Origin of the sequence: Alkalicella caledoniensis (genome assembly GCF_014467015.1) — a bacterium.
GTDB classification, from domain to species: domain Bacteria; phylum Bacillota; class Proteinivoracia; order Proteinivoracales; family Proteinivoracaceae; genus Alkalicella; species Alkalicella caledoniensis.
On record NZ_CP058559.1, the window covers coordinates 1,845,867 to 1,859,561 of the forward strand.

Annotated in this window: 18 protein-coding genes; all 18 read right to left on the minus strand. The window is 36.3% G+C overall.

Annotated elements, in window-relative coordinates:
- Positions 1–81 precede the first annotated feature (81 nt).
- The 18 genes from HYG86_RS09055 to HYG86_RS09140 all read right to left on the minus strand — a co-directional run bounded on the left by HYG86_RS09055 (position 82) and on the right by HYG86_RS09140 (position 13,684).
- Positions 82–1,170 (minus strand): hypothetical protein, encoded by a 1,089-nt coding sequence (locus HYG86_RS09055; protein WP_213169011.1) that lies wholly within the window; start codon positions 1,168–1,170, stop codon positions 82–84.
- Positions 1,151–1,399, minus strand: a complete 249-nt coding sequence (locus HYG86_RS09060; RefSeq protein WP_213169013.1) for a hypothetical protein — start codon at positions 1,397–1,399, stop codon at positions 1,151–1,153. The genes HYG86_RS09055 and HYG86_RS09060 overlap by 20 nt, the downstream gene beginning before the upstream one ends.
- 225 nt (positions 1,400–1,624) lie before the next feature.
- Entirely contained in the window at positions 1,625–2,512 is an 888-nt protein-coding gene (locus tag HYG86_RS09065) for a LysM peptidoglycan-binding domain-containing protein (protein ID WP_213169015.1), read from the minus strand.
- A complete protein-coding gene (locus HYG86_RS09070; RefSeq protein ID WP_213165278.1) occupies positions 2,512–2,934 on the minus strand; it encodes a phage holin family protein in 423 nt (140 codons plus the stop codon). The genes HYG86_RS09065 and HYG86_RS09070 overlap by 1 nt, the downstream gene beginning before the upstream one ends.
- 57 nt (positions 2,935–2,991) lie before the next feature.
- A complete protein-coding gene (locus HYG86_RS09075; protein ID WP_213165279.1) occupies positions 2,992–3,258 on the minus strand; it encodes a dockerin type I repeat-containing protein in 267 nt (88 codons plus the stop codon).
- 17 nt (positions 3,259–3,275) lie between these two features.
- A complete protein-coding gene (locus HYG86_RS09080; protein WP_213165280.1) occupies positions 3,276–3,650 on the minus strand; it encodes a hypothetical protein in 375 nt (124 codons plus the stop codon).
- A gap of 22 nt (positions 3,651–3,672) precedes the next feature.
- Positions 3,673–6,798: a phage tail spike protein gene (locus HYG86_RS09085; protein WP_213165281.1), complete on the minus strand. Its 3,126-nt coding sequence runs from the start codon at positions 6,796–6,798 to the stop codon at positions 3,673–3,675.
- Between the two features lie 18 nt (positions 6,799–6,816).
- A complete protein-coding gene (locus tag HYG86_RS09090; RefSeq protein ID WP_213165282.1) occupies positions 6,817–7,047 on the minus strand; it encodes a hypothetical protein in 231 nt (76 codons plus the stop codon).
- 15 nt (positions 7,048–7,062) lie between these two features.
- Positions 7,063–7,761 (minus strand): phage distal tail protein, encoded by a 699-nt coding sequence (locus HYG86_RS09095; RefSeq protein ID WP_213165283.1) that lies wholly within the window; start codon positions 7,759–7,761, stop codon positions 7,063–7,065.
- Between the two features lies 1 nt (position 7,762).
- A complete protein-coding gene (locus tag HYG86_RS09100) occupies positions 7,763–10,978 on the minus strand; it encodes a phage tail tape measure protein (protein ID WP_213165284.1) in 3,216 nt (1,071 codons plus the stop codon).
- A gap of 17 nt (positions 10,979–10,995) precedes the next feature.
- The gene (locus HYG86_RS09105; RefSeq protein ID WP_213165285.1) at positions 10,996–11,151 is read right to left on the minus strand and encodes a hypothetical protein; all 156 of its coding nucleotides are present in this window, start codon (positions 11,149–11,151) and stop codon (positions 10,996–10,998) included.
- A gap of 44 nt (positions 11,152–11,195) precedes the next feature.
- Positions 11,196–11,543: a hypothetical protein gene (locus HYG86_RS09110; RefSeq protein ID WP_213165286.1), complete on the minus strand. Its 348-nt coding sequence runs from the start codon at positions 11,541–11,543 to the stop codon at positions 11,196–11,198.
- Positions 11,543–12,148: a major tail protein gene (locus HYG86_RS09115; protein WP_213165287.1), complete on the minus strand. Its 606-nt coding sequence runs from the start codon at positions 12,146–12,148 to the stop codon at positions 11,543–11,545. Before HYG86_RS09115 ends, HYG86_RS09110 begins: the two co-directional genes overlap by 1 nt.
- A gap of 13 nt (positions 12,149–12,161) precedes the next feature.
- Positions 12,162–12,476 carry a hypothetical protein gene (locus tag HYG86_RS09120; protein ID WP_213165288.1) on the minus strand — a complete coding sequence of 105 codons (315 nt, stop codon included), beginning with the start codon at positions 12,474–12,476 and terminating at the stop codon, positions 12,162–12,164.
- Positions 12,477–12,866, minus strand: coding sequence for an HK97 gp10 family phage protein (locus tag HYG86_RS09125; RefSeq protein ID WP_213165289.1), 390 nt, complete (start codon positions 12,864–12,866; stop codon positions 12,477–12,479).
- Positions 12,866–13,177 (minus strand): phage head closure protein, encoded by a 312-nt coding sequence (locus tag HYG86_RS09130; RefSeq protein ID WP_213165290.1) that lies wholly within the window; start codon positions 13,175–13,177, stop codon positions 12,866–12,868. The genes HYG86_RS09125 and HYG86_RS09130 overlap by 1 nt, the downstream gene beginning before the upstream one ends.
- Positions 13,178–13,182: 5 nt before the next feature.
- Positions 13,183–13,458 carry a phage gp6-like head-tail connector protein gene (locus HYG86_RS09135; protein WP_213165291.1) on the minus strand — a complete coding sequence of 92 codons (276 nt, stop codon included), beginning with the start codon at positions 13,456–13,458 and terminating at the stop codon, positions 13,183–13,185.
- A complete protein-coding gene (locus HYG86_RS09140) occupies positions 13,451–13,684 on the minus strand; it encodes a hypothetical protein (protein WP_213165292.1) in 234 nt (77 codons plus the stop codon). The genes HYG86_RS09135 and HYG86_RS09140 overlap by 8 nt, the downstream gene beginning before the upstream one ends.
- Positions 13,685–13,695: the final 11 nt, after the last annotated feature.

The window sequence follows — 13,695 nt, forward strand, 5'->3', positions numbered from 1 at the left end:
ATATCACGAACCGGGGTACCGCGGTCGATATATGTATCTTTAAATATAAACTACAATATTTTTTTAATTTTGTCAAGTTTTTTAAGCTTTTTTTTCAATTTTCATATGTACGCTTATGCCATCATATGTTTCCCCACTAACTCTCTTACCAACATATGATAGCTCTTTTTTAAATTTTATTTTATATGTTTTCTTAAAATGTTTTACATACTCCATTTTATCTAACTCTCTTGATACCATTCTAACGATCCTAATCTTTTGATCTCTTCCAAAAAGATATATGCTGCTTGTCCCCTTTGCTAAGTGCATTTTTAGTCTTTCTATATAAACACTCTCACCAAAATTTTCATAAGTATCCCACTTAGCTACCAGCATTATCCCTACCTTGTAGTAGTTACCATTAAATGCTAACTGCGTAGAATTATCTCCATTTTTTCTTACCGCTATTTGATATAAGAAGTCTATAAATTCCTTAGTTTCAATTATAAAACCACTATTATCTATTTTCCCAAACACCTGGTTGCTTTTTTCTTTTAGTTCTCGTAGCATAATTTGGACAAACATGCCATTATCATCCAGGTTAGAAAGCTTATTAATTGAATCCTTAAGTTCTTCATCATCCTCCATTTCTTTTGACAAAACTCCCTGAAAAAAATATGAAACACCTTCCTCATATGTAGACATTAGAAGTTTTCTTGTCATGATTAAACAAGAGGATTTAAAAATATTGTTATCTATACAGTGCCGTTCTTTCGTTAAAAGTCCGTTTTCTACGAAATCGCTTAGTGCGTGTACTATTGTATGCATTTTATTCCGCTTATTGTCTACACATACAACCACATTATTGTCCTGCAAAAAAGCTTCCCTATCTGTTTTAGTAACCCACTGAATTTTTAAATCATAAGGTAAAATATCAGCTATTTCCTTAGTAGCTTCTTTAGAAGCCTTTAAAATATTAGCGTTTACATAGCTCTCAATCTGTTTCCGCTTAACAGAAGTGCCTATCCATGTAAACATGCTCAAAAAACAAGCCCTGAATCTCATTAACACTTCAGGCTTGAAAATAACTAAATATAGAAATAATACACTTATTCCTATTATTAACGGCAACCCTGATATCCAGTCTTTATAGTTCTTAAAATCTTCAAAACTAACTAGTGCTATCACCATCTCCTCTACTACTCCCCTCGATAAGTAGTTTATAACACTTAGTAGAATTACAACAGTAAGCAACTTCTCCATCTAGTGGAAAAACTGATTGTATATTATCAAGTGTTATAATTTCACCACAGAATTGACACTTCATTGTACCTGCTATTACTTTGTCATACTCACCAAGAGACTGGAGAAAATTTACAAGATCATCATCATGGACAGCTTTAATTTCTCCCCTTTTCATAAGCGTAACCTCCTGACTCCTTAATTTTTCAATAATAGCATTATTTAGTACTGATTTTATCATAAATACCCCCACTTTCCTATGATTAATTATTAATTATTGCCAAATAAGTTTTTTTTAAACACTATATAGGATATTTATATATATATAATGGGGGTAAAATGATAATTCTCTAGATTTAAATCAAAAAAGACCCCACCCAATAAGGTGAGGTCAATTTATATGCTAGTATTTTCTAGGGTTGTCCCAGTATCCATCTCCACGGACGCCGCTTCCTGCTTTGTTTATTTGATAGTGAATATGTGGGCCAGTAGCATTCCCTGTAGCTCCCACACCACCAATTACAGTTTTTCCTGCGACTATCCTGTCTCCTACTTTTACAACTACCTTAGACATGTGGCCAATAAGGTGAGTTAGGCCTCGCTCACATCTTACTCCTACCAAATAACCCCAGCCACTAAACCATTGAGCATATACCACTTCCCCATCCACCGGCATAGTGATAGGGTATCCATTGGGCTTTCCTCCAAAGTCTATTCCTCCGTGGAATGAATTTTTAACACCTGTTATAGGGTGTGTGCGATATCCATAATCAGACGTTAACCTATACCCTTGGTCTAGATAGAACTTAACTATATCTACACCTGTCGAACCTTCGGAAGGAATGTTTAAGCTAGAGCCTATCTGTAGCTCTCTAGCTTTCACTCCTGGATTCAACTTTTCTAGCTCTGCAACAGTGGTATTATATTTCTTGGCCAAGTCCCAAAGAGTATCTTTTCTTTCTATCTTATGCACTCTTGTTTCAACCTGTGGAGGCACAGGGCCTTCTCCTGGTATGATTAGCTTATCTTTAGGGTATATGGTATACGGTTCTTTAATGTTATTGACCTCAGCTATTTCCTTCCAATTTACTCCTAGCTTTTGACCTATTTTGTATAGGCTATCATTAGGCTGAACTACATATTCATTTTCGTGGATCTTGATTTGTTGGCCAATGTAGATAAGATCTTTATTTGCTATTTCTGGGTTGAGCCTCATCAAGGCCTCAATAGTAGTTTTATGCCTTGATGCTATTACACCTAAACTGTCACCTTTCTGGACTGTGTATATCATTATTGAACTCCCCCTTGTTTTTTATTCTGTAGGACTTCTATAGCATTTGTTAATACATCCGGTATAGGCACACCCATTACCCCAGCATTCTCTATAATTGATATAGTCTCATTTACCGTAAATGCAATAATAACACCATTTCTTACAACATCAATATTCATCATTACATCAAGCTGAGCACCTACCAGTACAATCAAAAGAGCCATGCCTTTGCGACATAGCCCTTTAAATCCTGCCTTGCTTTCCAGTGCTCCATTTTTACTTTTATTCGATTGGTGGAATACACCAGCCATCATTAACCCTGTAAAATAATCAACCGCCATAAATATCAGTAATGTTTGCAAAGCTGTATCCCACCCTCCCAAATAATGAGCTATAAAAGTACCAACTACCCCTGAAATTGTAAGTATTGAGTTTTTCATTTTTCTCTTTCCTCCTTAAAATAGTTAAGAGCCCTATTATTGGGCTCCTACAATGTATTATTTAATTCCTAATAAGTAATTTTGCAAAGCTTCAACATCTTTCTCGTTGACATACCCATCACCGTTAAAGTCAGCTAGTTGCAAATCTTTATTAGGTATTTCCTCTAGCCCTAAAACATGTTTTTGTATTATCAATAAATCTAGTATTGTTATCTCTCCGTCCTTACTTATATCCCCAATTTCATATTTTTCCGGAATGACTACGATAACAAGGACGGCCAATAATAATACTGCCAAAAAGATCATAACAGCCTTTTTCTTCATTACAACACCTCCAAGGGTTATTCTTTTATAACCTTATCAAGCGCTAAGAGTGTTTTTGGGGATAGAGTAATATTCCCTAGATCATCTAACTTTAAAGATTTTATATCTAATTCTATGTCAGTGTTGGACAAACTATGAAATTCTTTGTGGAATTCTTCTGCATCTTTAAAAACAACCATTCCTTCTTTTGAAATCAACTGTCCTTTTTCGTCTTTTTCACCATGTTTTTCAAGCAGTTTTTGCCTGCTTTCCTCAAACAGGTTATACTCTTCAACAACTTTTTTAACCATTTTAGATATTCTGTAACTTACTTTAATAGGTATTTCCTTTTCTATAAGCACCTGCAAACCTTCTAGTATTCCTTTTAATTCACCTAATCTTATTTCTATCATTTTAAAAAATCCCTCCTTAAATTTAAGCAATGAACCTTTTCCATGCAGTCCAAGTAGTCCCTGAATGGCGTGCCCTTATCCATGCTTCAATAGCTGCTTTCGGGGCAAATTGTATTTGTACAATCCAATCATTACTGTAATTTATAACTATAAAGGTTGATATGCTGTTGAACGCTGAGTTTGTCTGAGAAAATCCATGGTAAAAGCCCGTGCTTAATACAGTGTTCATATCTACACCATTAACACTTTCACCTCGCATAAAGTTCCAAACATTTTTACCACCTACAGACAAATTAGTTGCACTAAGCGAACCTGCAATAAGTGTGCCGTTAACCTCTGCGCCACCTCTTACCATCAAGCTACCGCAATTCACTCTCCCCCCACCCAAGCTGGCAAAAAGCTCTACCTTATTATCATTATTGTTGGAGTCGACTATCGACAAAAGACCTCCCAGTAAGTTTGTAAGCCATACGGTAACTTGGCTCCCATTCATCATCTGTATAGACCCTCCGGAAAAGCGTGAGGCTCTATCTGGGTGAGTATTGCTGTTGATTACTAGAGCTTGCACTCCTGATGTGTCCCCTGACAAAACAATATTTCCACCATTGATAGTAGCTGAATTAAGATTAACACTATTTATAGTAATACCGTTTATGGTTCCAGCTGTTATTGTACCTAGATTTCCCGTTATATCCGAAAGAACTGTTACCGCTCCTACTAGATTAATTTTGCTAGCCTGTATTTTCGCAGTAGTTCCTGTTAAATTTATTTTACCTATAAGATAGTTACCATCTATGTCAGTTTCGCTTACCTTTAACGCTATTTCATTAGACAACAAATTAAGCTGAGAGCTGTGACTAGATATAGCTGCATCTACACTTTGTAATGTGCCGTCAACCTGTTGCATTTTGCTAGTGTATATATTTTCGTCTACTTTTAGTTGTATGGCACCGTTTAGGATGTTGAATTGGGTGTCGGTATGGCTAATAGCTGCATTTTGTGCGGCATTTGCTCTTTCATCAGCATAATCCTTCGCATCAGCTATCCCCGAATTGTATACCGTAGTAGTCACCCTAGCTGCAATCTGAGTTGCGTGAGTGACAAGAGTACCTTCTGCAGATGTTATCCTTGAATCCAGAGGATTTACTGCATTATTGATGTCCGTCTGTGTAACTTTTATGGCTACTTCACCTTGCAACAATGAAATAGCGCTGCTTTGAGTGGAGAGCTGGCTGTTGATATTATCCAAGTCGCTAGTATAAGTCTGGGTATCTACTTTAAGCTGTATGGCGTTATTTAAGGCTGTTATTTGAGCACCCTGACTGTTAATACTTTGACCATGGCTATTTATAGTTGTTTCAATTGTGCCTATGGCCACATCCAGCGTTTTATTGTCCATATAAATTTTGCTGGACTCTATTGTGGTTGTTCCTTCGTTTATACGTGTTACTACTTGCGCGATATCGAGTTTCACTGGATTAAGACTATTGTCGTCAAGTTTGTTATATCCATCTGTAAAACCTTTATCTGTCAATCCGTTGTTGTCGAAAAGTGTCGTTTGACCATCTGCACCACGGACTAATAAGCCGTATTCACTACCGTCTCCATGGACATCTCCTAGGGCTACCCTTTCGAACAGCTGTGTAGTTCCTGAGAATACTTGGAGCCTATTGTTAACAATGCGTAATCGCCCATCAGTGCCTTGGATAGTTACCTGTGCTGCGTTAATTATCCCTGCAGTTAATTTGCTTGCTGACAAATCACTTATTTGAGCTGAACCTATTGCACCTTCGGCTATGATACTACTTCCTGCTAAGATTTGACCAAACTGAGCTAGTTCAGCAAATACATTCTTGGCGAGGATTGTATCTATACTGGCCACATCAGATTCTAGGATTGATATTCTACCTACAGCTGCAGTTAGTTCACCTACATTAGCTTTGATAGTGTACAAATCATTTATTCTGGCTATCTCAGTATCTAATTGAGTTATAGTAGCTGATGTTACCTCTAGTGTTCCAATTCGTGCTACAGCTGCAATCAATTCTGTGATGGATGCTTTTTCAGCTACTATCTGGCCAAACTCTTGTCGAATTGGGTCGAAATTGATTTTGTAATCGTATACCATACCGTCTTCCGTGGTAATCTGGGATAAAGTATCCGCTGCTTCCATGATGCCAACCTGTAGATCCTCAAATTTTAATGTTCTATTAGCAATCTCACATGAGTTTCGTTCTGGTTCATCTAGAAACTCAATTGTTTTAACTACACGTTGCTTTTCTTTAGTCTGAGTATCTTTATTTATAATAGTAATGGTATCCCCTAAATTGAAATCTAAAATATCCTTATACTTATCACTCATTTTCGCCCTATCATAAATATCTGCTATATAAGAGCATATAGGCTTTGATAGTTCTTCTAATTTTGCTATGGCATCTTCCTTCAATATTTGTGGATCTGTATACCGGTTATCTTCCCATATTAAAGTGATAATCTTTGAACTGTATTGGTTATTTTCAACATAATCCACGCCATTATTTACTTCATTGATTTTTAAACCATCTTTGCCAATTGGGATAATTCTAGTATAAAAATCATAAGAGTTGCCTTGAACCGTAAGCTTTTTGAGATTTAACTCATCACTAAAGTAAGCCCCTTTATCTTGACCTAGCTTGTCATATGCATAAATTTTCCTATTAACAGCATCATAGACAAGCTCTGCTCTGAAAGTCTTACGGATATTTTCTAAAACGTCGTAACCATTGCAATTGGAACGCCGAACAGTCCTTCGCCTACTTATATTAGTAAATTCCAAAGTCCACCCTGTTCCGGTAAGTGCAAGGTTTATTGCATCAGTTATGGTTGAGTTTACTACCTCATAATTTTCTATAGGTTTGCCCCTTATGTCTTCGAGGTTAATCTGAGCATTTACATATAACCATTGTGGTGTTAGGTTGTTTGTTTCTTTTATGACGTATTCTTGATTTTTTGTTCTGATGTAGCATTCTTCTTTAATGTTAAGCGATTTTGTTTCTGGGTAATAAAAAGAGAGGGTTTCCATCCCTGAAAGTTCCCTCTCTACCTTAGGTTCCTTAGCTAGTTTTAAAGGAGATCCTTTGTTGTGATTTTTGTCGTACAGAATAAGCATTACATCACATCCCCTAGTTTAAATAATAGGATAACCAAGCTCCTTTGCGGTTTCTTTAACCTTTTGTTCAAATTGAGTATATTGATCTATTACAATATCTTCATTATCCATTGCTAGTTCTTTGTCGACAATGTTCAAAGTTATGTTCATTCCCATTGCACTTGAGTTTATTCCTGCATTTAAGTGAGCCACAATCTTGTCATTTACTTTTATTTGTCCATTAAGATTTATGGTTCTGTTAATTTCCATCTAAATTGTCCTCCTTTATTTCCATCTAGGTTTGTATTTAATTGTTATATCCGTGTTCGATGTTGAAAAAGATACGTTATTTATCCCGGGCTTCAGTTTTGGAAAGCCCCATCCCTCATAATCTAGAAATTTGTTTTGTCCATTTTGAAGTACCGTGCATTGTTGGCCATCTACTGTTATTTTATTTCCTGCAGTGAGATTGTTAATTGTAAAAGATTCCCCAAAACCAGTAATTGTGATTGCTGCCAAATTAATTGATGGAGTAATTTCTACGATAGCAGGAGTTTTAATAGTACCAGGAACATTCAAGGTTTTAGATGAAACTCTATTTGCTATCTCTATTACCTCTTCCTTGTATTTGGAATAAGCATTGAAGCTTAAAGTTAACTGTTTAGCTTTCTGAGCTACACTCTTAGTGATGTTAGCTTCAATATATTCAGCGTCATAGAAGAACTCCATATCGTTAAATTTTAAGGTGCACTCGTCGCCAATAAAATGGATTAATTCACTACTATTTGTCTCAAATTCTTGCGCTGGCCCCACAAATAGCAAATCCGTCGCAATTGGTACATACCTTATCCTTTTTTCACCTATAATCGGGTTTAAAGAATTTTTTAGCCAATCTGAACCATATGTGTACACCCTAGCAGGATCAATAAATCGTTTTAGATATTTAAAGTTAAAATAACTTACCTCAATATCGTTTATTCTCATCTTATCTCCTGCCTTTCAGTAACATTGCCATTTCAGGTGATAATGCACTCATAACCTCTCGCCCATTTATTAAAATGCTTTTTCCTTCTTTAAGAGCCACTAGCATTTCTTTTAAAAGTGAAATTGTTGAACTATTATCAAATCCTAAGTCCATTCTCGTTGGTGTTTTTATTTCTGGAACAGCAACTTCAGCCATATTTTTAGTTTCTTTAGCTATATCGCTTAAAGTTCCCCTGATACCTAATAAAAAACCTTCCCCTGTATCCTCTCCCATTTCCATTAGTACTCTAGAAGGAGATCTAATTCCTAGGAGGTTTTTCAACCCACCTGTTACTGATGAAGCTATGTTTGAAACAGATTCTTTCAACTTATTTTTCATGTTAGATATACCGTTTATAAGACCTTGAATCATGTCTTTGCCTATTGAAGAAAGGTCAATATTTTTTAAAAAACTTAAAGAATTGTTCCAAGAATCGGAAATAGTAGATTTAATTTCCTTCATCTTCCCTCCAACGGACTCTTTCATTTCACTAAACTTAGATGATAATGAGCTTTTCATGTTTTGACCGAATTCTTCTGTTGCTGCAAGGGATTCTTTCCATTTAGCAGATATTGATTCTTTCATATTGGAAAACTTTGTTCCAAGCTTATTTTTGAATGCTTCCCACTTTGAAAGAATTTCTCCAGTTTCCCAATCTATCAAATTAACATGTTCACCTGCTTGCTCTTTAGCTTCATTAACAACATTTTGATGCATTTCTTCTGCTTCTTTTATAGTACCGTCTTTTTGCTTTTCTGCTTCTTCTATAAGCTTTTTAGCTTGTTCTTCAGAAATAGCTCCAAGCTCATCGCGTTGCCTTTTTATCTCTTTCACTACATCATTGTATTGATCTTCTGCTGCTTTTACTGCACCATTTTTCTGGTTTAAACTATTTTGAACAACTTCAGCCGCTTGTCTAGCAGATAATTGCCCTGCATTAGCTCTCATTCGTTCTAAAATAGCTTTAGATTCTATCTCATTCTCGGACAATGTTTTAATACCAGTCTCAACCATGGACTTTTGTATATTATTTATTTCTCTTTGTTCTTCTTTAGTTAATGCCCTACTTTCTTTTGATGCTTGTTCCATTATAGCTTTGATACGTGAATTTTTATCTTCCACAGCCTTTTTTTGTTTATCATGGCCACTGACCATATTCTCTAGTATTTCGGCTTCTTCTTCTTCGGATAGTGCTTTACTATCTTTAAAGTGCTCTACCATTTTTGCATAAGCTTCATTATGTTGTGAATCAAGAGAGTTAAGTATCTGTTTTTTCATTGTATCAAAGTTTCCAGTTATACTATTAGCCATGTCTTCTGTGACCGCTTTTCCCGACCAGTTGAGTTGATTTAAGGTTTTTGTAGCTTCGTCATTAAGATCCATGAACCCGCCTACAGCTTCTTGGGTAGACTTAGAGACTTCTTTTCCAAACCTTTTCACCTCAGGAATAGAGTCTTTTTTTAAGTGTTTGACAAGTTTGCTTAACCCAAAGGCTATTGCACCTATAGCTACAACCGCTACCCCAATTGGACCCGTCATTGCTGCAAAAACCTTAGCCAATGTTGCTATAGCAGGAGTAGCGGCTGCTGCACCTGTACTTACTACACCTATAGCACCAGAAACTGTAGAGACAACCCCAGCTATAGCACCTACAGCGCTTATTAGTTTACCAATTATTATAAGCAGAGGCCCTATTGCTGCAACAAATAATCCAATTTTTGTTATAGTTTCCAACTGACTTTTATCCATTTTCCCAAGTTTGTTTGACACTTTGTCTATAACATTTGATATTTTATCTAGTACAGGTGTTAAAGTATCTCCAAGTTTTATGGCCACGTTTCTTAACTTATTTAAACTCCTCTGAAGCTTTTGACCCGATGTATTATTTACTTTTTCAAATGCAGTATCTGTAGCCCCTGCACTATTTGTCATTTCTAAAAGCATGTTATTGAAGTCTTGGCCTGCGTTAGTGGATAATACTAAGGCTGCTTTCCCTGCTTCCGCACTACCAAACATGTCAGCTAGATTTAAATTGCTCTGTGCCGCATAATCGCTCACCATAGCTAAAACATCACCGACACTGGAGCCTGAATCTATAAGTTCTCCGAATGATTTGCCTGTCATTTCCCTTAGGGCCTTATCGGTCTTTGTACCTGTTTTCCCCATCTCATTTAACATTGAATTCATGTATGTTGTAGATTCAGCTGCTTTTATACCGTTAGATGTCATAATGGCATAACCGGTTCCAAGTTGCTCTAAAGATACATTATAAGCAGATGCAGTTGGTATAATTTTACCCATTACGCTTGAAAGCTCACCAACTGTAACTTTACCTTTGTTTTGAGTTTGAATAAGGACGTCAGAAACTCTTCCTACTTCTTCGGACTCCATTTTATATGCATTCATAATTGAGGTAAGGACATCCAAAGATTGCCCTGCTTCAGCAAAGCCACTCTTTGCAAGTTTAGTAGATTCCCTTACAAAATTGACTGCTTGTCCTGTACTTTGCCCTGCAGAGATAGCATCGTAAACATTGTTAGCAATCTCAGTAGCTGCAATCCCTGTTTCGTCAGAAAGCTTTAGTATCTGCTTTCTTAGTTCGCCCATAGGGACGTCAGTGTTATCAGCAATCGTTGAAACTTTGGCCATACTATCCTCAAAATCCGTAGCAAATTTTAAGCTTGCTGCTCCTGCCCCGGCTAAAGGAACAGATACTTTCTTTGTGAGGGATTCTCCTGTCTTAGAAACAGAATCTCCAACTTTCTTTAGATCTTGAGAAGCTTTTTGTGCTTTTTTACTAAATTGCTCAAAACCAGAAGATGATTTCAACTGAGATTCTAATTTTTTCAGTTCTAACTCTGTTTTTGATAGTTCCCGTTGAAATGCTCTATATTGCCCTTCACTAATTTCACCTTTATGAAACTGTTCATTGACTTGTTCTTGAACATCCCTGAGAGCTTGTAACTTCTTACTGGTAGTTTCTACCCCTCGCGCAAGCAACTCTTGTTTTTGGGCTAGTAACTCCGTGTTACTTGGATCAAGTTTTAACAACTTTTCAACTTTATATAATTCGCTTTGAATATCTCTACTTTTTTTATTTACATCACCTAAAGCTTTTGAAAGAGCAGTAGTTTCAGCGCCTATTACAACATTTATACCTCTAATGGTTTCAGCCATAAGCACACCCCCTTTCGCTATCTAGAATAGAATGCATCTATATCTTCCTGAGTAGCTTCCCTTGATTCTTCTTGGTCAAGGCCATTATAAGTAGTTATATAACCTATAATCATCCCTATAGTCAGATTTTCAAAATCAGAAAGAGTAAGTCCTCGTTTTATCGCTCCTACCATTAGTGTTTCTGTGGTAAGACTTTTAGACGAGGACCCATCATTTTCTATTTTTTTTTACTGTCTACAGTGGAGGATATACAACTAAGAACTAAATCGATAATCTCAGGTATCACGTCCATTAGAGGAAACTCACTAAAAGTATCTAACCAATCAATTGCTGGTGGAAGCGTAGGATCTGCACACTTAGCCAAAGACCAAGTTATGTTATAAAACAATTCTAAGTCTAACACATCCATATCCTTTACTTGCTTTGTTTCTTCGTCATAGACTTCAAGGAGTTTCAGCATATCCTTTAAAGCATCACGTTTAAATTGTGCTTTATACTTTAGTAGGAAAGCCCCCGTAGATTTGAACTTCACTTGCCTTCCATCAATGGTTAGAATTTTCTCCATTATACTTCTCCACCTTCACCACCGGTAGCACCAGCACCAAAAGTTGGAGTATAAACTGATTCGAAGAATGAGTTAAAAACAGTTTGGTTAGTTTCATTTAGTTCTATATCACCTTTAACAAGGACCTTACCAGCTATATCAAGAGGTGATACTGTCATACTTAATACATCTGTTGAAGGCTCAATAGTTTCACCTTTAGTGTTTTTCTCCTTAGATGGTCTTTGTGCTTGGCAATCGTAATAAACAAATCGCCTATTCCTTTTGTCTCCATTCACTTCCCCAAGTAAAGCGAATTTTTCTGGGTTACCGTTTGCCACCTCAACTACCATTCCATTATCGTCTATTTCCCATCCTAACATTCTAGCTAGGATTTCATCTGGTACTAATGCCATTTCTAATTCTCCAGTATACCCATTATTAGCAGTAGCCACAAAATATGATCCATCGTCTGCATAGAAAGTGCTAGACTCCCCTTCAGGTGTAGGTGCCCACCTAACCGCTCCTGGTATTCTAATAGGTGTATCCCAACTTGGGCCAGTTTCCCCTTCAGTAATAAATGCTACATGCACATTTTTAAAGCCAAAGGTTATTTTATTTTTATCCATTTATTAAACCTCCTTAAATTAGTTGTATTGAATAAACAACTTGATGCATTTTTTCGCTAGTGATGTAAGTCTCAGACTTAGAATAACTTAATTCAAGTTCTTTTAGTTTTTCTTGTATTAATCTTTCTTTTTCTTTATCTTTTTTAGAGGTATATAACTCTATTTGGTAATTGCTTATTTCAGCATAGTTTTGATTATCAGCTTTAACATCAGAGTCATTAGTAAATAAATAGGTTATAAAGGGAGGGAGTGTTTTATTTTTGAATGTAAGGTATGCTACAGGCATTCCCAAACTTTTTAGCTCTTGCTCTAAATTATTTATATCCATTTACCGTCCACCCTTTTGTATAATCTTCTTAATTTTTTCAGGAAGTTTTGCTCCATGCTTCTCATAAGCTGGAACCAAGTGTGGGTAGGCTTTAACCCTTCCACCATTTCTAGAGGCATGACCAAATTCAAGCAAATGAACTCTTCTGTAATGATCTTTATTCCAAACAACGCGCCTCATTTTGCCACTTTTATCTTGCTTGGTTTTCTTCCATCCTTTACTATACTTGCCTGTTCTATCATTGTAAGGGTAATTACTTCTAACCTCTTTATAGACATCATTAGTAGTATCATTTACTTCTTCTTTGATAGCTTCAGTTACATCTTCTGTGTATTCACCAACAGCCTTTGATATTTCGTTAGCTAGCTGATTTATATTGATACCAGGCATTACATCACCTCATTCAGAAGTTCCTGATCTACAACTAAGAACTCGCATATGAGAAGTAATTTATCATTCTTTGTTTTTCTGGTTCTGATTATGCTATAAACTGAGCCATCGTAAATTACCTTCTCAGCGTTCTTATAAAGCCTTCTGTATATCTCAAACTGCATTTCTACCCGCAATCCAGCATTGGCTGCATTGTAAAACTCTACAGAGCTGACGTTAACTACCCTGCCAAAAGTTTTACTCTTTTCCCACTGTTCATTTTTTTGGTTTAGTAAAAATAAAACTCTATCAAAGCGAGTCGAGCCTCTCATCTTAATCAACCCCTCGAACGTATGGCTAACTGGTTTAAAAACAACTGGAATGCTGAAGAAAACTTAACTTCCCCACTTTCTTGATTCCATAAATCACTTACTCCCAAAACAATCATTCCTATACCCAAGTCATCTGCCAGCATTGCGTCTGAAACCCCTGCACCTCTTGCAAATGCCTTAACTATCATAATTTTTTGGCTTAAAACCCCGTCAAACTCTGTATTGTCGTCAGGAATATCCATACCTCTTTTGCATTCCACAAGCACATCAGCGCTAGACATCTTCGCCATCACCTAGCTTACAAGTATAAGGCATTAAAATAATCTCTACTCCAGTTTTTTGTTGTTCAAACCTTAACTTATTAGAAAGATGTTCATGTTCTTTTTGTGTAAGCGGTTTTGTAGCCTGCCACACTATTACTTTCTTTGTAACTTCTTCTGATTCAGATATTTCGATCTCTTCAGCTTTTACAGCTGGGTCTGTTTTTTGTTCAGTCTTTTTAGCCACTTTTTTCACCT